The sequence below is a fragment of the Pontibacillus salicampi genome (assembly GCF_042434395.1).
Taxonomy (GTDB): Bacteria; Bacillota; Bacilli; order Bacillales; family BH030062; genus Pontibacillus; species Pontibacillus salicampi.
Window position 1 is genome coordinate 151,170 of sequence record NZ_JBHLTP010000003.1, and the last position, 18,012, is coordinate 169,181.

The 18,012-nt window shown below is 39.9% G+C and carries 17 protein-coding genes and 2 tRNA genes; 18 read left to right on the forward strand and 1 reads right to left on the reverse strand.

What is annotated here, in order from left to right:
• Window positions 1-139 precede the first annotated feature (139 nt).
• Window positions 140-1,948 (forward strand): excinuclease ABC subunit UvrC, encoded by a 1,809-nt coding sequence (gene uvrC, locus ACFFGV_RS02190; protein ID WP_377344934.1) that lies wholly within the window; start codon window positions 140-142, stop codon window positions 1,946-1,948.
• Between the two features lie 177 nt (window positions 1,949-2,125).
• Window positions 2,126-3,343 carry a hypothetical protein gene (locus tag ACFFGV_RS02195; protein WP_377344935.1) on the forward strand — a complete coding sequence of 406 codons (1,218 nt, stop codon included), beginning with the start codon at window positions 2,126-2,128 and terminating at the stop codon, window positions 3,341-3,343.
• 106 nt (window positions 3,344-3,449) lie between these two features.
• On the opposite strand, the gene ACFFGV_RS02200 is transcribed toward ACFFGV_RS02195, so the two are convergent.
• Complete coding sequence (locus ACFFGV_RS02200; protein WP_377344936.1) at window positions 3,450-3,881, reverse strand: DUF2507 domain-containing protein; 432 nt, start codon at window positions 3,879-3,881, stop codon at window positions 3,450-3,452.
• 359 nt (window positions 3,882-4,240) lie between these two features.
• Here ACFFGV_RS02200 and ACFFGV_RS02205 point away from each other — a divergent pair, with 359 nt between their 5' ends.
• The 16 genes from ACFFGV_RS02205 to ACFFGV_RS02280 all read left to right on the forward strand — a co-directional run bounded on the left by ACFFGV_RS02205 (window position 4,241) and on the right by ACFFGV_RS02280 (window position 17,998).
• A complete protein-coding gene (locus ACFFGV_RS02205) occupies window positions 4,241-4,852 on the forward strand; it encodes a succinate dehydrogenase cytochrome b558 subunit (protein ID WP_377344937.1) in 612 nt (203 codons plus the stop codon).
• Window positions 4,853-4,923: 71 nt separating this feature from the next.
• Window positions 4,924-6,675 carry a succinate dehydrogenase flavoprotein subunit gene (gene sdhA, locus ACFFGV_RS02210; RefSeq protein WP_377344938.1) on the forward strand — a complete coding sequence of 584 codons (1,752 nt, stop codon included), beginning with the start codon at window positions 4,924-4,926 and terminating at the stop codon, window positions 6,673-6,675.
• An 18-nt stretch (window positions 6,676-6,693) separates the two neighbouring features.
• The gene (gene sdhB / locus ACFFGV_RS02215) at window positions 6,694-7,461 is read left to right on the forward strand and encodes a succinate dehydrogenase iron-sulfur subunit (protein ID WP_377344939.1); all 768 of its coding nucleotides are present in this window, start codon (window positions 6,694-6,696) and stop codon (window positions 7,459-7,461) included.
• Window positions 7,462-7,562: 101 nt separating this feature from the next.
• Window positions 7,563-8,033: an acyl-CoA thioesterase gene (locus ACFFGV_RS02220; RefSeq protein ID WP_377344940.1), complete on the forward strand. Its 471-nt coding sequence runs from the start codon at window positions 7,563-7,565 to the stop codon at window positions 8,031-8,033.
• A 69-nt stretch (window positions 8,034-8,102) separates the two neighbouring features.
• The gene (locus ACFFGV_RS02225; RefSeq protein ID WP_377344941.1) at window positions 8,103-10,457 is read left to right on the forward strand and encodes an ATP-binding protein; all 2,355 of its coding nucleotides are present in this window, start codon (window positions 8,103-8,105) and stop codon (window positions 10,455-10,457) included.
• Window positions 10,454-11,116, forward strand: a complete 663-nt coding sequence (locus ACFFGV_RS02230) for a response regulator transcription factor (protein WP_377344942.1) — start codon at window positions 10,454-10,456, stop codon at window positions 11,114-11,116. The genes ACFFGV_RS02225 and ACFFGV_RS02230 overlap by 4 nt, the downstream gene beginning before the upstream one ends.
• Window positions 11,117-11,225: 109 nt before the next feature.
• Complete coding sequence (locus tag ACFFGV_RS02235; protein ID WP_377344943.1) at window positions 11,226-11,450, forward strand: helix-turn-helix domain-containing protein; 225 nt, start codon at window positions 11,226-11,228, stop codon at window positions 11,448-11,450.
• A 134-nt stretch (window positions 11,451-11,584) separates the two neighbouring features.
• Window positions 11,585-12,052: a MarR family winged helix-turn-helix transcriptional regulator gene (locus ACFFGV_RS02240; protein WP_377344944.1), complete on the forward strand. Its 468-nt coding sequence runs from the start codon at window positions 11,585-11,587 to the stop codon at window positions 12,050-12,052.
• A gap of 21 nt (window positions 12,053-12,073) precedes the next feature.
• Window positions 12,074-12,892 (forward strand): glutamate racemase, encoded by an 819-nt coding sequence (gene racE / locus ACFFGV_RS02245; protein WP_377344945.1) that lies wholly within the window; start codon window positions 12,074-12,076, stop codon window positions 12,890-12,892.
• A 269-nt stretch (window positions 12,893-13,161) separates the two neighbouring features.
• Entirely contained in the window at window positions 13,162-14,247 is a 1,086-nt protein-coding gene (locus ACFFGV_RS02250) for a GerMN domain-containing protein (protein ID WP_377344946.1), read from the forward strand.
• Between the two features lie 208 nt (window positions 14,248-14,455).
• Window positions 14,456-15,220: a ribonuclease PH gene (gene rph, locus ACFFGV_RS02255; RefSeq protein WP_377344947.1), complete on the forward strand. Its 765-nt coding sequence runs from the start codon at window positions 14,456-14,458 to the stop codon at window positions 15,218-15,220.
• A gap of 18 nt (window positions 15,221-15,238) precedes the next feature.
• A complete protein-coding gene (locus ACFFGV_RS02260) occupies window positions 15,239-15,832 on the forward strand; it encodes an XTP/dITP diphosphatase (protein ID WP_377344948.1) in 594 nt (197 codons plus the stop codon).
• Between the two features lie 11 nt (window positions 15,833-15,843).
• Window positions 15,844-16,371, forward strand: coding sequence for a metallophosphoesterase (locus ACFFGV_RS02265; RefSeq protein ID WP_377344949.1), 528 nt, complete (start codon window positions 15,844-15,846; stop codon window positions 16,369-16,371).
• A gap of 95 nt (window positions 16,372-16,466) precedes the next feature.
• Window positions 16,467-16,540: transfer RNA gene (locus ACFFGV_RS02270), tRNA-Gly, on the forward strand.
• A gap of 106 nt (window positions 16,541-16,646) precedes the next feature.
• Window positions 16,647-16,720: transfer RNA gene (locus ACFFGV_RS02275), tRNA-Arg, on the forward strand.
• A 279-nt stretch (window positions 16,721-16,999) separates the two neighbouring features.
• Window positions 17,000-17,998, forward strand: coding sequence for a tetratricopeptide repeat protein (locus ACFFGV_RS02280; RefSeq protein ID WP_377344950.1), 999 nt, complete (start codon window positions 17,000-17,002; stop codon window positions 17,996-17,998).
• Window positions 17,999-18,012: the final 14 nt, after the last annotated feature.

Below are 18,012 nucleotides of genomic sequence, written 5' to 3' on the forward strand. Positions count from 1 at the left end.
TTCACCTTCTTACATCTGGGATATGTAGCTGTTTTATGCGCCAGAAGACGTTTGGTACATAGAGAGAATAGTGTATGATACACATATAGGAATACAAGTAGAAGTGTTAAGGAATAGAAAGCGGGAGAGTGATGAGGCAATGCTAGATAAGATAAAGGAGAAGCTGGCTGTCCTGCCTGCCCAGCCCGGCTGTTATTTATATAAGGATAAAAATGGGACTATTATCTATGTAGGAAAATCGAAAGTATTGAAAAATCGAGTGCGCTCTTATTTTACTGGAGCGAATGATATGAAAACGCAGCGTCTCGTTCAGGAGATTGTTGATTTTGAATATATTGTCACTTCCTCAGAATTAGAAGCGCTCATTTTAGAAATGAACTTAATAAAAAAGTATGATCCAAAGTATAATGTAGTGTTAAAAGATGACAAGACCTACCCATATTTAAAGATTACGTCTGAAAAACATCCTCGTTTAATCGTGACGCGAAATGTAAAGAAGGATAAAGGGAAATACTTTGGTCCCTATCCGAATGTAATTGCTGCCAGAGAAACGAAGCGATTATTAGATCGCCTATACCCGCTCCGTAAATGCAATACGATGCCTGATCGTGTTTGTTTATATTACCATATGAACCAATGTTTAGGACCATGTGAATACACTGTTACAGACCAGCAAAATCAGGAAATAGTGAATGAAATAAGCAAGTTCCTAAGTGGAGGTCATAAGGAGATTAAACAGGATTTAGAGCAAAAGATGTATCAAGCTTCTGAGGAGATGGACTTTGAACGGGCTCAGGAATTAAGAGACCAGATGCAGCACATCGATTCTGTCATGGAGCAGCAAAAGATGACGATGAATGATCAAGTAAATCGAGATGTATTTGGATATTCTTACAATAAAGGCTGGATGTGCATTCAAGTATTTTTTGTGCGTCAAGGAAAGTTGATTGAGCGTGACGTTTCTATTTTCCCTTTCTTTGATGATCCAGAAGAGACATTTTTGAGCTTCATTGGTCGTTTCTATTTGCACCAAAATCATATTAAACCAAAGCAAGTACTAGTTCCTGTAGGAGCAGATAAAGATATGCTGAAAGAATTGCTGGAAATTGACGTCCATGTCCCTCTCAGGGGACGGAAGAAGGAGTTGGTAGAGCTTGCTCATAAGAATGCTCAAATTGCCCTGGAAGAGAAGTTCTCTCTTGTTGAGCAAAACGAAGAGCGAACCATTAAAGCTGTAGAAGAGCTCGGAGAGAAGCTTCATATTGAAACACCTCATCGAATAGAAGCCTTTGACAACTCTAACATTCAAGGAGCAGACCCGGTTTCCGCCATGGTTGTGTTTACAGACGGTCGGCCTGATAAGAAAGAGTATCGAAAATATAAGATTAGAGACGTCAAAGGACCAGATGACTACGATACGATGAGAGAGGTTGTGCGTCGTCGGTACAAGCGAGTGTTAAAGGAGGGCCTACCCTTACCAGATTTGATCCTTGTGGATGGTGGAAAAGGCCAGATGAGTGCTGCTCAGGAAGTGCTTGAAAATGAATTAGGTCTGGATATTCCGTTATGTGGTCTCGCGAAAGACGACAAACACCGCACAAGTGAGCTTCTCTACGGCGACCCGCCCGCAGTAGTAGATTTGGAGAGACAGTCGCAGGAATTTTATCTCATTCAAAGAATTCAGGATGAGGTGCACCGATTTGCTATATCGTTTCACAGACAATTACGTGGTAAAGGAGCCATACAGTCGGAGCTTGATAGCATTCAAGGAGTCGGTGAAAAACGAAGACGCTTGCTGTTAAAGCATTTCTCGTCTGTTGAGAACATTAAGCAGGCATCCATTGACGATATCGCTAAGCTAGGAATACCCCGTAATACAGCGGAGGATATTATTCATCATCTAAACCAGCCGAAATCTTCAGAGGAAGATAATGAAGAAGAACTATGACTGTCCACTCAAGTGTGGGCAGTCTTTTTATATTCTCTCTGCTTGGTGTAAAAGGATTGTAATGAATTTAAAGGGAATTTAATAAATTGTCATATTCCCTTTGACATTGAAAATAGGCCTCTATATAATCAGAGACGTAATTTGAAAACGGTTATCATCTTTGTAGGGGGAAACAGAATGTCCACTAAATGGAAAAAGGCAGTCGTAATTAGCAGTTTATCTTTTTCCTTAATGATTGCAGGTTGTGCAATCGAAAAGAGTAATGATGCTGAAACTTCTATGGGGAATGAGATGAAGACATCCTCACAACATGAAAAGGGAACCGCATCTAGCTCTTTCGACATAACAAGTTCTCCTATCGGTGAACAGTTAAATGCTTATCATAAAATTACTAACGAATTAAACCATATAAATGAAAATAAGGAAGTGAACTGGAATCGAGTTCAGTCTCTTTATGAGGACAGATTACAACCTGTCGTAACGGAAATGAATGTAGCTTACGATAAAGCGATAACCTTAGCAATGGAAGCTGGTTCAGAAGGTAATTTAGATGAAAATGCTGCAGGAGGGTTAATAGTTACTGTAACGCAATCCTACTTTTATCAAAAGCAGCATAACATGCATAGCAACATCAAGACTTTACTGGACAAAAATAACACAACACAAGCTTCTCAGCAGTTGGAGCAGCTTAAACACTTAGCAGATCGAGTGTTTATCCCGATAGCAGAAAAACAAGATGAATATTATGGATTGAACGGTGATTCTAGTATAGTCCAAAAGATAAAATCCGGATTGGCTGCTCAGAAAAGGAATGTGGAAAATGCAAATTCAGAGGAATTTAGTATTAATAAGCAGATTACTCATCATTCCGTTTATCGTAGCTATTATTTGACGGTTCTATCAACGGTGGGAAAAATAGAGCAAGAGGTGTCTAGTGAGACTGGCACAGAGGAAGAGCTTGTTGCATTGCAAGCAAAGGCGTGGGGGCTTTATCAGGCCATTAAAGGCTCTATATCCACTGTTGATGGAAATGCAGCTGATGAGATTAATACCCTCCTTAGCCTAAATAAAACAGATGTATCCTCCATAGACGCAGGTAAGGTACGACATTTATTTGTGCAAGGACTAGTCGGGAGGGTACAGAGCTTCCACTCAGAGGCTGCGGAAAGTGTGGCCTCAGGAAATATATCTTCTGCTCGTGCACAGGCAATGGAAGCCAATATGATAACAAAAACAATAGAATTAGCTATGAAAGATAAACTGGGAGAGGAAGCGACCTCCACTGCATTAAAGAAAACAGAGCGATGGATGGAATGGATTACTGATGGAGAGGCTGAAAAAGCTTCGAAGATAAGTAAGGAAATTATTACAACGTTAAATCAAATAGGAGTCTAAGCTAGAAGAAGCTGCACGTAATACATGCAGCTTCTTTAGCTTATCTCTATCTTTATTAGAGTAGTCTTCTTCTTGTGTCTATTTATTGCAGAGTATTCGCTCCTCTTTATACGGTAAGAACGTGGAAGCTTACTCCCTTTTTCTTCTTTAATATTTCATAGGCGCACTCGGCTTGCTTTTCTGTGAGCAACGTTACTTGCTCGGCTAGAAACCCAGCTTCCAATTTAAAAGAGTATGGAGTGTCATAAGATAGGCGTTTTTCTGTTAGCTCTCCCGTTAAAGTAAAAAAGTACTCCTTTTTTTTCTCTTTCTCAATCATAAGCTGGTCCCAATTCATAGCAGCAAAGAAGGTTTGGAGTTCATCTAACGAATCACACGGATAATGGCGAGCTAGATTCTTTCCCATTATGTATAGGATAGTGTCTTGATCTTTACCAAGAAGCTCAGGAAGCAGTTGAGTGCGTAAAACTTCGTGTCCAATAAGGGTAGAAGGGATATCTTTGTATTGGTCAAATAAATTGGCAATCTGATCGTTCATTGTGTTCATCCTCTCTGTCTACTAATAATTATTACAGGCAAACTAGGTGCAGTGCAATGGTAGAAAGCATGATTTAAGCATAAGTTTTTGGTACATGTTACTATATAGATAAGTGAATAGATGGATTTAGTGGGAAATAAAGCGAGAACTACCTTCTGACCCATCATAAACTACAAGTTTCCTTGACGCTTCCAATGGGTAGGAGTACAATATACGTGTTACAAATTTTACATTTTTACAGACAAATGCCGACAAATAATGATGTTAAATTTTTTTTGCATCTATTTAAAGCGCTTTATTGTCTGAAAAGTGCATATTGTTAGAGGGTTATTTATTCTTGAGGGGGGTAAACGTCACAAATGGCAGCAAATCGAGAGTTTTTCTTTCGCAGATTACATTCATTACTAGGAGTCATACCAGTTGGAATTTTTTTGATCCAGCACTTAATCGTCAACCATTTTGCAACACGTGGACCAGAAGCTTTTAATAATGCAGCTCACTTTATGGAAGCTCTTCCATTCCGAGTGTTTCTTGAGCTATTCATTATTTTTATTCCACTGTATTTCCACGCTATTTACGGTGTGTACATAGCCTTTACATCGAAAAATAACGTGTCAAGATATGGTTATTTCCGAAACTGGATGTTTTATTTGCAGCGTATTTCCGGAGTAATAACGTTAATTTTCGTTACCTGGCATGTTTGGGAAACGCGTATTCAATATGCATTAGGGAATACAGAAGTTAACTTTTCCTTAATGGAGGGTATTTTGAGTAATCCTATCATGCTTGTTTTTTATTTAGTGGGTGTCATTTCTACTACATTCCACTTTTCCAATGGACTTTGGTCTTTCCTTGTTACGTGGGGTATCACATTGTCTCCTCGTTCTCAAAAGATTTCCACGTACTTTACACTAGGTGTGTTTATTGTACTAAGTGTCATTGGTGTAAGAGCTATTCTTGCATTTGTATAATCATAAACTAATATTATTTCGTTTATATAAGTTGTCGTTCGTAACGCGAATGAAAGGGAGTGAGCAGTACCATGAGTAATCAAAACATCGTTGTTGTTGGCGGAGGCCTGGCAGGCTTAATGGCTACCATTAAAGCCGCTGAAGCAGGTGTCCATGTCACCTTGTTATCACTTGTACCAGTGAAGCGATCTCACTCTGTGTGTGCACAAGGTGGAATTAATGGAGCAGTTAATACTAAAGGAGAGGGAGACTCTCCTTGGGAGCACTTTGATGATACAGTTTACGGTGGAGACTTTTTGGCTAATCAGCCTCCAGTAAAAGCTATGTGTGATGCTGCACCAAGTATAATTCATATGTTAGATCGTATGGGAGTTATGTTTAATAGAACTCCAGAAGGACTTCTTGATTTTCGCCGTTTCGGTGGAACACAGCACCACCGCACAGCTTATGCTGGTGCAACAACGGGTCAGCAGCTGCTGTATGCGTTGGACGAGCAGGTACGTAGGCATGAGGTGGCTGGTTTAGTAACGAAATATGAGGGCTGGGAATTCCTTTCTGCTATTACCGATGAAGAAGGTATAAGTCGTGGTGTAGTAGCACAGAACTTAAACAGCCACGAGATTAAAGCGTTTCCTGCAGACGCTACTATTATCGCAACTGGCGGACCTGGAATTATATTTGGTAAATCTACTAACTCAGTTATTAATACAGGCTCCGCTGCATCCGCTCTGTACCAACAAGGGGCAGTATATGCAAACGGGGAATTTATCCAAATTCACCCTACAGCCATACCAGGAGACGATAAACTTCGCCTAATGAGTGAATCCGCTCGTGGTGAAGGCGGACGTGTATGGACTTATAAAGATGGCGAGCCTTGGTATTTCCTAGAGGAAAAATATCCAGCCTATGGTAACCTGGTTCCGCGTGATATAGCAACTCGAGAAATTTTCGATGTGTGCGTGAATCAAAAGCTAGGAATTAATGGAGAGAACATGGTTTACTTAGACCTTTCTCACAAGGATTCTAAAGAGCTGGATGTCAAGCTTGGCGGTATTATTGAAATCTATGAAAAATTTGTCGGTGATGATCCTCGTAAAGTGCCGATGAAAATATTCCCTGCAGTTCACTATTCTATGGGTGGGTTGTATGTGGACTATGATCAAATGACCACTATACCTGGAGTGTTTGCAGCAGGGGAATGTGATTATACACAGCATGGCGGTAACCGTCTAGGTGCCAACTCCTTACTATCATCCATCTTTGGTGGGATGGAAGCAGGGCCAAACGCTGTAAAATATGTGCAAGGTCTAGACCATATTGCAGAAGATATGCACTCTGATTTATTTGACCAGAAGCTTAAGGAAGAGCAAGACAAGTTTGAAGCAATCATGAAAATGGATGGTAAAGAAAATGCGTATCAAATCCACAAAGAGCTTGGGGAGTGGATGACCGATAATGTTACCGTTGTCCGTAAAAATGATAAACTTCAGCAGACCGATGAGAAAATACAAGAGCTACAAGAAAGATTCAAGGATATTAACGTGAATGATACAACTAGATGGAGTAACCAGGGTGCAATGTTCATCCGTCAATTAGAGAACATGCTTCATCTAGCACGTGTCATTACAATTGGGGCGTATAACCGAAATGAAAGCCGTGGAGCTCACTATAAACCGGACTTTCCTGACCGTAATGATGAAGAATGGCTGAAAACTACAAAAGCTTCGTTTGATCCGGAAACGAACTCACCGGTATTTGAATATGAAGATGTAGATACTTCCTTAATTGAACCACGGAAGAGAGACTACTCGAAGAGTAAATAGTAAAGGGGGTAACAAATAATGAGTGAAGAAAATAACCATATTACACTTATTATTACTCGTCAAGATGATCCGGAGTCAGCACCTTATGAAGAAACGTTTCATGTGCCATACAGAAATAACATGAATGTTATCTCTGCCCTAATGGAAATTCGTCGTAATCCTGTAAATGCTAATGGTCAGGATACAACTCCTGTATATTGGGATATGGGCTGTCTGGAAGAGGTTTGTGGCGCATGCTCCATGGTCATAAACGGAAAGCCGCGCCAATCCTGTACCGCACTAGTAGACCAGCTAGAGCAGCCAGTTCGATTGGCTCCAATGACAACCTTCCCAGTAACACGTGACCTTGCAGTGGATAGAAGTCGTATGTTTGACGCACTTAAACAAGTTAAAGCGTGGGTGCCAATTGATGGAACATACGACCTTGGCCCAGGTCCAAAAATGCCGGAAAACCGCCGCCAGTGGGCTTATGAGTTATCTAAGTGTATGACTTGTGGTGTATGTTTAGAGGCATGTCCAAATGTGAACAGTAAATCTGATTTCATCGGCCCTGCTGCCATTTCTCAAGTACGGTTAATGAATGCTCATCCGACTGGTGCGATGAATAAGAATGAGCGACTCGAAGCGTTGATGGATGAGGGAGGCCTCGCAGAGTGTGGTAACTCTCAAAACTGTGTGCAATCGTGTCCTAAAGGAATTCCTTTAACTGATTCTATTGCATCCATGAACCGGGAAACTACTCTGCACTCCTTTAAGAGCTTTTTCGGAAGTGACCATAAAGTATAACCATAAACGATTTACTACGAACATAATAAATCCTAGCACAATCGATGTGCTAGGATTTATATGTGTCTTGAGATAACGAGTATAACAGGAGGTAGGATACAATGAAGAAAATATCCTATATAGAAAATATGCAAGAATGGTACGATGGTTTTTCCTTCTACATACCAGTTAAAGTTAGATTCTCCGAAACTGATATGCTTGGTCATATGAATAATACTGCTCCCTTTGTTTACTTCGAGGAAGCGAGAATAGAATTTCTTAAAAGCTATGGAACATTTGGGGAAATACATAAGGAAGCAGAGAGTGTTCCTGTTGCTGCCGATCTTCAGTGTGACTTTTTACAACAAGTTTATTTTGATCAAGTACTGAAGGTTTTTGTCAAAATCCATTACATTGGAAATACATCCTATGACCTTCATTACATGGCAATAAATGAAAAAGAAGAGGTGTGTTTAACAGCTAGGGGGAGAATCGTGCAAATAAATCCGAATACAGGGAAGCCTGTCGAAATTCCCCGGGAAATAAAAGAGGCTGCAGCACTAATGGAAGTAGGAAATACCAGCTCTAGTTGATAGAGATACGTAGAATATGATTAAATTAACAGTTAGATAAAGAAACAAACACTTAAAAGAGGTACGTGTATGTTCACAGCGAAATCACTTCGTCATAATCGACTATTTATATTAATTGGATGTGTGCTTCTTCTGTCTGCCTATTTAATAGGGGTTATTTTAATGTACCCTTATATTGGAATTGATGTGGAGGAGAATGCTAGTGGGCAGTGGGTGGTAGAAGGCGTTGCACCTCACAGTTGGTCAGATAAGCATGACATTGAAAAGGGCACCATCGTACAGGCCATTGATGGGAAATCACCAGAAGAACATTCTACAGTATTAATGTTTCAAACCATTGAGAAGGCTTCCTCAATCACTTTACTATTAGGGCAGCCAACCACGTTCACAAGGATAGAGCAGGAGGTCAGTTTAGACCAATGGCTGTTTTATATTATTTTCCCATCCATATTTATGGTTATAATGCTGCTCCTCTCCCTCTTTATTATTTGGCATAAACGATATGATGAAGCTGGAAACCGATTGACGCTCTTCTTTCTGGCAATCGGTCTGGCTTACTTGGCAGGAAGCGGCACAGCAAGAGGAGAATATGTTTCGACCTTCACCAATACTTTGATGTTCTTACTTACACCAGCGCTGCTGCTTGATTTCATAGACAGTTACTTCAAGACGTTCCGTGAACGGTGGTTTTCAAGGGCAACCTTTCAGGGTATGAAAGTAATTGCTCTTCTAGCAGCAATAATAGAAGCCTTCTTTTTTTATGTGGAATGGTATCCAAGCTGGTATCCTCAATTAATATCAGTATTATTTGTGGCATTCGCCATGACTGCTCTTATTATTGTAGTGAAAGGGTATATATTGTTTCGGAAAACACCATATGCACCTATTCTTCAATACTTGGTGTATGGTATTTTTGCAGCCTTTATACCATTTACTTTTTTCTCGCTGCTTCCCCAATACATGTTTCAAGTTAACATTGTTTCTGCTGAAATTACTTTGATCTTTTTATTGGCTTTACCCATTACATTTATCTATCTTATTACAGCTCAGCGGCTGTTCGATATTGACTTTGTAATAGGAAGAGTGAGGTATTATGCGTACGTTTCTGTAGTGCCCACTAGTTTGTTGCTATTGCTCGTTATGCTGTTAATTGATTTTAATTGGGAAATTCGGCACGTGTTTCAATTGTTTTTCAGTATCTGGTTTATGCTAATTGTATTCTTATATGTAAAGGAAATCTTTGACTTTCGCATCCAGCGAAATCTCTTTACAGAAAAGAACAATTACAATCATAGTATGCAGCGCTTTGTGCAGGAAATGAAGTCAGAGAAGCATGCAATAGGCCTATTCACCAGACTCCGCAGAGAATTGCTCGATGTAATTGGGGTGGAGATGGTACATATCTTCTCGAAAAATACTATCTCTAATTATTTTTGTGTGTATTACTCCATTTCTGAGGAATTGATGAGGGAATGTGAACAACGAATTAAGGAAGAGAGTGCTGAGGCTGGAACACTTGTGTATTTGAAGAAGCACGAGGGTTACGTGCTAATCGTTGGGCACACAGTTAGTAAAATAACATACCTATATTGTTCTGAAAAACCAAACAAAACAGTACTGAACTTAGATGAAAAATCTTATCTGCAAACAATGTCCTATAATGCAAATATCGCCTTTGAAAATCTGTTATTGATTGAAGACTTATTTCAGGAGTTACAGCTGGTGAAAAACGATACACAGCAACACTATCCGATGTGGCTTTCCAGATTATTGTTCTCCTTGTCTGAGAATCAACGCAAGCAAATTGCAGTAGATCTTCATGATACAGTTCTGCAGGAACAATTATTTCTGTATCGGCAGATGGATGATTTTATTAACCGATATGACTCCACACTACAAGAAGATGTAGAGGAGAAATTAGTACATTTGAGAGAGCAAATGTTGGACAATATCCATCTTATTCGAGAAACCTGTAACGAGCTTCGTCCACCCTTCTTAGAAGAAATGGGTCTTGTCCCTTCTCTTGAAAACCTTATTGAGGTTTATCAGCTGCGCTCTAACTTTACGGTTCAATTTGACAGCAGTTATTTTCGTGCTGAGTTAAATAGTGAATACGTACTTGGTTTGTACAGAATGGTGCAAGAGCTGCTGACAAATGCAATGAAACACTCTGAAGCGAGTAAGGTCATGCTATCGTTGAAAGAAAATAATGGAGATGTAGAACTGCAATATATTGATAATGGAGTTGGGATGGACATGGAGGCCCCCATTGATTCCTTTGCTCATATGGGTCTATCTAGTATTGAACAGCGAGTAAACGGTTTAAATGGGGAAATTACCATATATTCAGAGCCAAACGAAGGATTTCAGTTAAACGTTGTGTTGTATCAAGCTGTCAATCATGGGGGGAGGAGACCATTATGATTCGTATATTAATTGTTGATGACCATCCAGCTGTCGGGACTGGAACCAAAACACTGCTCGAGCAGGAAGAAGATATGGAAGTGGATGTGATTTCTGATAGCTTAGAGGCAGAGGAGCAAATTAAAGCAAATCAATATGATGTTGTATTACTTGATTTGTATATGCCAGGGCTGAATGGAATTGAACTCACAAAACAAATAAGGCTACAATACCCTGATTTAAAAGTTCTTATTTATACTGGATTTGATTTAAATACGCACTTCAATCTGCTTGTAGAAGCGAATATATCCGGTTTCGTGAGTAAAACCGCGTCTAAAGAACAACTAGTGACGGCAATCCATTGCGCCCTTAGGGAAGAAGTTGTAGTTCCGGTACACTTATTTAAACAGTTGAGAAGAGTGGAGGCGAAGGCTAGTCCGCCTTCCTTGGATGATGAACAAGAAACACAAACTAAATCCATATCCTTAAATGAGAAGGAACAAAGTATTTTAATTGAGGTGTCTAAAGGGCTTACCAATCGGCATATTGCTCAAAACCTACATATGTCTCAACGAAGTGTGGAGTACACCCTAACTGGAATCTTTAACAAGTTAGAGGTTCGCTCCAGAACAGAAGCGTTAATGAAAGCAAAGGAGCTTGGACTTATTTCAGAATCGTAAAATGAGGTTCTATATCGTGGCACAGCAGCGGCGGTTCCTTCATAAGATGTAAAGACTAAATAACTACCCTCGTTTATGCAGCTCTAAGTCAGCAAGGAGGGGTTTACATTTGAAGGACAAAGACTATAAGCCGAAGCAACTACTGACGAAACGGGAAAAAGAGGTCTTCGAATTGCTAGTGCAGGACAAAACGACTAAAGATATCGCTCAAGAACTTTTCATATCTGAAAAAACCGTACGAAACCATATTTCTAACGCTATGCAAAAGCTTGGCGTAAAGGGGCGTTCTCAGGCTGTTGTTGAGCTCCTTCGTATGGGGGAACTCAAGTTATAGTTGGAGACCGGCTTCTGACGGAAGTCGGTTTCTATCTTTTCCATTAGTATGAACCAAATGGTATGTTCCTTTCTTGCAATTTTAGTGAAAAACCGTAACAATGAGTATAACTAGTTCAGAAGGAGGAACGTCCTTTGGATCATGTAACAACAACAGAAGCATCCATAGCTGATATTGAAAAAAAATTACGATATATAGCCGGTGACATTAAGCAAAAGGGTAGAGAAATATTACACCATTATCCGATAACCCCTCCTCAATTTGTTGCACTTCAGTGGCTGTTAGAGTCTGGTGATATGACAATTGGAGAATTATCTAATAAAATGTATCTAGCCTGCAGCACTACAACTGATCTTATTGACCGGATGGAAAATAATGAGTTAGTTAAACGAATTAGAGATAAAAAAGATAGAAGGGTAGTTCGTATTCATCTACAGACGAAGGGTGAAGCAATTATTCATGAAGTAATTGAGAAACGACAGGCATACCTAGAACAAGTGTTACGAACTTTCTCTGAGGAACAGGTTTCCTTATTCCGGCAACTGCTGAACGCCATGCATGATGAAATGATGGATCCGCAAGCCGAAGTTAATACCGATTAAAAGTAAAAGAGGCGATTATTTTTGAACCGACCTATTGGCGTCATAGATTCGGGAGTAGGTGGCATGACGGTTGCTAGAGAGTTAATGAGACAGCTTCCTAACGAAGAACTGATATATGTTGGCGATACGTTACGTTGTCCTTATGGCCCAAGACCCGAACAAGAAGTAAGAGAATTCACATGGCAAATGGTAAACTTCCTATTAACCAAGCATATTAAAATGCTAGTAATAGCGTGTAATACAGCGACAGCCTTTACATTGGAAGAGCTTAAGAAGGAGCTGGATATCCCTGTTATCGGTGTCATTCAACCGGGGGCACGAGCGGCTATTAAATCCACTAAAAATCTACATATTGGCGTTATAGGAACTGAAGGCACCATATCGAGCAGAGCATATACGGATGCGCTTCAGCACATTAATGCTCATATACATGTGAACAGCTTAGCCTGCCCACCTTTTGTGCCGCTTGTAGAGCAGGGGATACTATCAGGGCCGCGGGCAAAACATGTTGTGAGCGAAACTCTTCAGCCAATGAAGGAATCCAATCACATTGATACACTGATACTTGGGTGTACCCATTACCCATTGCTGGAGGATACGATTCAGGAAGTAATGGGCGATCAAATAACTATCATATGTTCTGGAGATGAAACAGCTCGTGAAGTGAGCGTTATTCTAGACTACTATAATTCATTATACGAAGGCGAGCGTGTTCCAGAGCACCACTTTTACGCAACAGGAGATAAGGACCTATTTGAACAAGTGGCAAATGATTGGTTTGATGAACCAATTTTCAACATACGCTTGCTTGATTTGGAAGGTATCAATACCCATAATTAAAGCCCGGCATGTTTTATGCCGGCTTTTTTATGTGTTTAGAAGGACTACATTGGCGATCAGCTTAATTTAAGTATGAATTCTAGCTGTGGATGAGTGTGATGTTTGAGCTAATCTATATTTAAAAGTGGTAAATCGTCCGTATGAGCAAGTGGGCGGTGCTGTTTTCATTATCCTTTCTCCCTTCCCTGCAAAAATAATCTATCCCATGGTCTAAAACTATAAAAGAGCTCGTATATATGGTAGTACAAACCATCATAGGAGGGGAAAACATGCGAAAGCGTGCTTTATCGTTTATAGGAATAGCTTTTAGTGCGGTACTTTTATCAGGGTGTGTGTTCCAGGGTGAGCAGACACTGGAAGAAATGGACGCTCCTCAAGACGAGACAACCAATGAAGCAGTAAATGAAGATAAGAATTCTGAGGCCTCTTCCAAATCTGAACAAGGGCAGGCAGAAGAGGAAGTAGTTTCAGAAACCATAGATAGACAATTATACTTATTAGATCAAAATGGAATGGTGGTGCCTCGATCCGTTCCATTACCGAAAACGGACTCCAATGAAGTAGCGAAGCAGGCGCTAGAGTTTTTAGTAAAAGGCGGGCCTGTTACAGAAGTACTCCCTAATGGCTTCCAAGCTGTTCTTCCTGCTGGAACCCAAATTAACGGGTTGAATTTAAAAGAAGATGGAACACTAGTGGTGGATGTTTCTAAAGAATTTGCTGAGTATCGACCGGAAGATGAATTGAAAATACTCCAATCGATGACTTATACGCTTACTCAATTTGATAATGTAAAGAAGGTCATGCTGCAAATAAATGGTCATGCTACAGAGGAAATGCCAGTTAATGGTACTCCAATGAAGGATGGATATTCTCGGGCAAACGGTATCAATATTCATGTGGGAGATGTCATGGATTTAACGGATAGTAAATCGGTAACAGTTTATTATCCATCTCAGCATGATGAGCATTTTTATTATGTACCAGTCACAAAACGCATGGATGTTGTGGAAGGGGAAGAATATAAAGCAGTGGTCCAATCATTAGTGAATGGCCCTTCGTATGATTTAAATCTATTAAGTGTTTTTAACGAAGGGGTAGAGCTGTTAGAAAATCCGGAATACAAAGATGGAGTGCTCACCTTAACTTTTAATGAGCATATTCTAAATAATTTCGAGGATCAATCAATTCTCTCCCAAAAGGTGATGGATTCCCTGGTGCTATCTTTGACAGAGCAGGATGGTGTAGAGGCGGTGGATGTGAAGGTAGAGAATAACGATCAAGTATATACGGAGCAAGGAGCAGTATTATCGAAACCTGTGTCCAGGCCTGATATGGTTAATACTGGTAGTTTTTAAACGAGGAAAAGATAACATACTACGGATAAAGAGGCTAGAATATAATAGCCTCTTTCCTTTTTTGTTACTAGAAGAGTACATGTATGGATGGAACCAAGGTCTGTTCGGAGACAGGCTATTTTTCACATGTAGATAAAGTAGTTCTATTTAAACTTTTGTTCAAAAATATGTTACGATGAGCAAGGATATGATGAAGGAGGAGCAAGTCATGAAAAGAACGGACGAACGGAATCAGAATGAGTTAAGAGCTATACATATGGAAACAGGGTACGTTAAACACCCTGAAGGATCGGTGTTAATTAGCGTAGGAGATACGAAAGTAATATGTAACGCAAGTATTGAAGATCGTGTACCCCCTTTCATGAGAGGGCAAGGCAAGGGGTGGGTAACTGCTGAGTATTCTATGCTCCCACGTGCAACCCAGCAACGTAATATAAGAGAATCCTCCAAGGGGAAAGTTTCTGGCCGGACAATGGAAATTCAACGATTAATCGGTCGTGCTCTTCGGGCAGTCGTTGATTTAGAGAAATTTGGAGAGCGTACACTTTGGATTGATTGTGATGTCGTTCAGGCTGATGGAGGGACGCGCACAGCTTCTATCACAGGTGCTTATGTGGCCATGGTGCTGGCATTCGGTACATTAATACAAAGCAAGTCTATTAAAGAATTACCTGTTAAGGATTATTTGGCTGCCACTTCCGTAGGTGTACTTCCTAATCAGGAAGAGATTTTGGATTTGTGCTATGAAGAAGATTCGGAAGCATTAGTGGATATGAACGTCGTAATGACAGGAAATGGAGAATTTGTGGAGTTGCAAGGTACTGGAGAAGAAGCTACTTTTTCTTATAATCAACTGCAAAAGATGCTAGAACTGGCTCAAAAAGGGATGAATGACATTTTTGATCAACAAAAAGCGGTGCTAGGAGAATGGACTGCTCACATTGATCGTAATAGAAACCAAAATCAATCTTGAGATAAAGGATAAATAAGTATGGAAACTTTTATTATCGCTACTAAAAACCAAGGTAAAGTAAAAGAATTCAGAGAATTATTTGCGAAATATAATATACAAACAGTAGGATTAGAGGAGCTGGATAAGGATATTCCTGATGTTGAAGAAACAGGAGCTACCTTTGAAGAAAATGCAGCGTTAAAAGCAGAAACAATTTCCTCTTTATTAGAGATTCCTGTACTTGCTGATGATTCAGGTCTTGAAATAGATGCACTTCATAAAGCACCTGGCGTATATTCTGCTCGGTATGCGGGGGAGGACAAAAACGACCAGCGTAATCTTGAGAAGGTATTAGAGGAAATGAGCGATAAAGAAAATAGGGCTGCTCGGTTTGTGTGTGTATTAGCACTTGCTGTTCCCGGTCAGGAAACCGTATTAAAAAGAGGTACGTGTGAAGGATCTATTCTGTATCATTCGAAAGGGGAGAATGGGTTTGGGTATGACCCAGTTTTCCAGCCCCAAGGATATGAGGTATCCATGGCCCAACTAACTGCAGAGGAAAAGAATGCGATTAGTCACAGAGCAGATGCATTACGCCAGATGGAAGAATTCATTCAATCTAATAGGGTATAAGGAGAGATAGTGTGCCTAAAGTATTAATCATTAGCGATAGTCACGGCTTAACAGATGAAGTACAAGCTATTAAAGAACGTCACGCTGACGAAGTAGACATTATGATCCATTGCGGAGACTCAGAGCTTGCATATGATGCCGAACCAATGCATGGTTACTATAAAGTACAAGGTAACTGCGATATGGATAACCGATACCCTGAGGAAGTGAGTATTGATGTTGGGAATGTGAGCATTTTTGCGACACATGGACATCTTCACAATGTAAAATCCACATTAATGCCATTATCGTATCGGGCGGATGAATTAGGTGCCAGCATTATTTGCTTCGGACATTCTCATACAGCAGCTGCCGAAAAGGTGAAAGACAAATTATTTATAAATCCTGGCAGCATACGTTTACCTAGGGGTAGAGATGAAAAAACATATGCCACCCTTTATTGGGAAGAACCAAGCGAAGCGACTATTGAATTTTATTCCGATCAAGGTATTATAATCCCTGATATGACAGTGGATGTAGACTTAACGGCAGAAGAATAAAAAATTCTTCTGCCCAAATCCATTGACATATGAACAAATAACTCATATAATAATTTTTGTCCCATTCGATAGGACTTACATACGAAACACTATTTGCGGGTGTAGTTTAGTGGTAAAACCTCAGCCTTCCAAGCTGATGTCGTGGGTTCGATTCCCATCACCCGCTCCATTACATATACTGGTGGATAGTTCCTTTTCACCACATGGTTTAAGTTGAGAATTTGATTGATAAAAGCAAGTTCTTACTAAATCAACTGAATACCGGTTATCATTATGTCCCAGTAGCTCAGCTGGATAGAGCAACGGCCTTCTAAGCCGTAGGTCGGGAGTTCGAATCTCTCCTGGGACATTCTATTATGTAAAAAACAGACGTAAGCATAAATGCTTAACGTCTGTTTTTTTATCCTCTTCTATTAGGCTATCAAGTGGGTATCGTTATTGTTTTTTCTGTTAATAATGTTATGATGTTTGAAAGTATTACATGAAAAGACGATAGGTTTATTAAAGGACTTTGGTCCTTTATATCGAAATTCATATAAGGAAGGTTAGAGGTTTATGTATGAAGAATAGGGGGTGGAATACATACTAATGGATAACAGACAATAATATAGCGAAGGGAGGTAAAGGTATGAGCAACGAAAAGGGCGACGTGGTGTTGTTTCCGAAATGGAAATCGACGCTGGAGAGTGAGGGACTTGCAGCTCTTAAGTCAAAAAAATACGAGCAAGCAATCCAATCCTTTGATACGTTAATAGAATTTGATGCTGCCAGCTCGGAAGTGTTAACGGGAAAACTGGTTTCTTTAATGGAGCTTGGCAGATATAAAGAAGCGGAATCATTGTGCAGGGAATTGATGCATAGAGAAGACGATCATTATTTTCAATACTTACATATTTATTTAACTGTATTGTTTCAAACAGGTCAATACGATGAACTGTTAGAATTATTAGATGAAGTGTTTGAAAGCACAGATATACCACATGACATACGTCAGCAGTTTTGGCAGCTGTATGAAATAACAGATAAGCTGAAGGTAGATGAAGCTCAATCCGAACAGGCTGAAAATCTGGATGAATTAGTTCTTGCTCTTCAAACAGAAGATACAAAGCTTCAATGGCAGTTAATATCGAAGTTAAAAAAGGTAGATGTTAAACCTTATGTAGATCAGCTAGTTCCGTTCTTAGAGCTTGAAAAGGTGCAGCCTGTCATTAAGACAGCTTTATTGCAATGGATGCAGGTATCTGGTGTTGAACGGAAGGTACAAATTCAAAAGCTGGGAAATACAACCGTTGTTACACCAAATGATTTACCGGACGTGTTATCCCATCCAGCCTCTATACATATATTGCATTTGCTGAATGAAGTAGAGCAAAATAACCCTACTTTGTTCGATTTTATCCAACAGTTACTTTTCCGTTACATGTATGTTAGATTCCCGATTGTACCGGAAGATGAAGAACTGCCTTACATAGCGAAAGCATTATTTGAGTTAAGTAAAACATACATGCAGCTCGAAAATGAGAAGTTTCCCATGCAAATGGCTCTTCCAGAAGAAGAAGTGAATGTTTGGAAGCAGCAAATAGAATACTATGAGCTTCATTACTTTTCTGTGCTGGACAGTAATTAATTTTGCGGTAACTG

What these genes read in the sequence shown, in the direction of transcription:
- ACFFGV_RS02230 (WP_377344942.1), top strand. Translation starts at nt 10,454, where the DNA reads ATGATTCGTATATTAATTGTTGATGACCATCCAGCTGTCGGGACTGGA.
- rph (WP_377344947.1), top strand. Translation starts at nt 14,456, where the DNA reads ATGAAAAGAACGGACGAACGGAATCAGAATGAGTTAAGAGCTATACAT.
- sdhB (WP_377344939.1), top strand. Translation starts at nt 6,694, where the DNA reads ATGAGTGAAGAAAATAACCATATTACACTTATTATTACTCGTCAAGAT.
- ACFFGV_RS02260 (WP_377344948.1), top strand. Translation starts at nt 15,239, where the DNA reads ATGGAAACTTTTATTATCGCTACTAAAAACCAAGGTAAAGTAAAAGAA.
- ACFFGV_RS02205 (WP_377344937.1), top strand. Translation starts at nt 4,241, where the DNA reads ATGGCAGCAAATCGAGAGTTTTTCTTTCGCAGATTACATTCATTACTA.
- ACFFGV_RS02220 (WP_377344940.1), top strand. Translation starts at nt 7,563, where the DNA reads ATGAAGAAAATATCCTATATAGAAAATATGCAAGAATGGTACGATGGT.
- ACFFGV_RS02195 (WP_377344935.1), top strand. Translation starts at nt 2,126, where the DNA reads ATGTCCACTAAATGGAAAAAGGCAGTCGTAATTAGCAGTTTATCTTTT.
- ACFFGV_RS02225 (WP_377344941.1), top strand. Translation starts at nt 8,103, where the DNA reads ATGTTCACAGCGAAATCACTTCGTCATAATCGACTATTTATATTAATT.
- sdhA (WP_377344938.1), top strand. Translation starts at nt 4,924, where the DNA reads ATGAGTAATCAAAACATCGTTGTTGTTGGCGGAGGCCTGGCAGGCTTA.
- ACFFGV_RS02280 (WP_377344950.1), top strand. Translation starts at nt 17,000, where the DNA reads ATGAGCAACGAAAAGGGCGACGTGGTGTTGTTTCCGAAATGGAAATCG.
- uvrC (WP_377344934.1), top strand. Translation starts at nt 140, where the DNA reads ATGCTAGATAAGATAAAGGAGAAGCTGGCTGTCCTGCCTGCCCAGCCC.
- ACFFGV_RS02250 (WP_377344946.1), top strand. Translation starts at nt 13,162, where the DNA reads ATGCGAAAGCGTGCTTTATCGTTTATAGGAATAGCTTTTAGTGCGGTA.
- ACFFGV_RS02200 (WP_377344936.1), bottom strand. Translation starts at nt 3,881, where the DNA reads ATGAACGATCAGATTGCCAATTTATTTGACCAATACAAAGATATCCCT.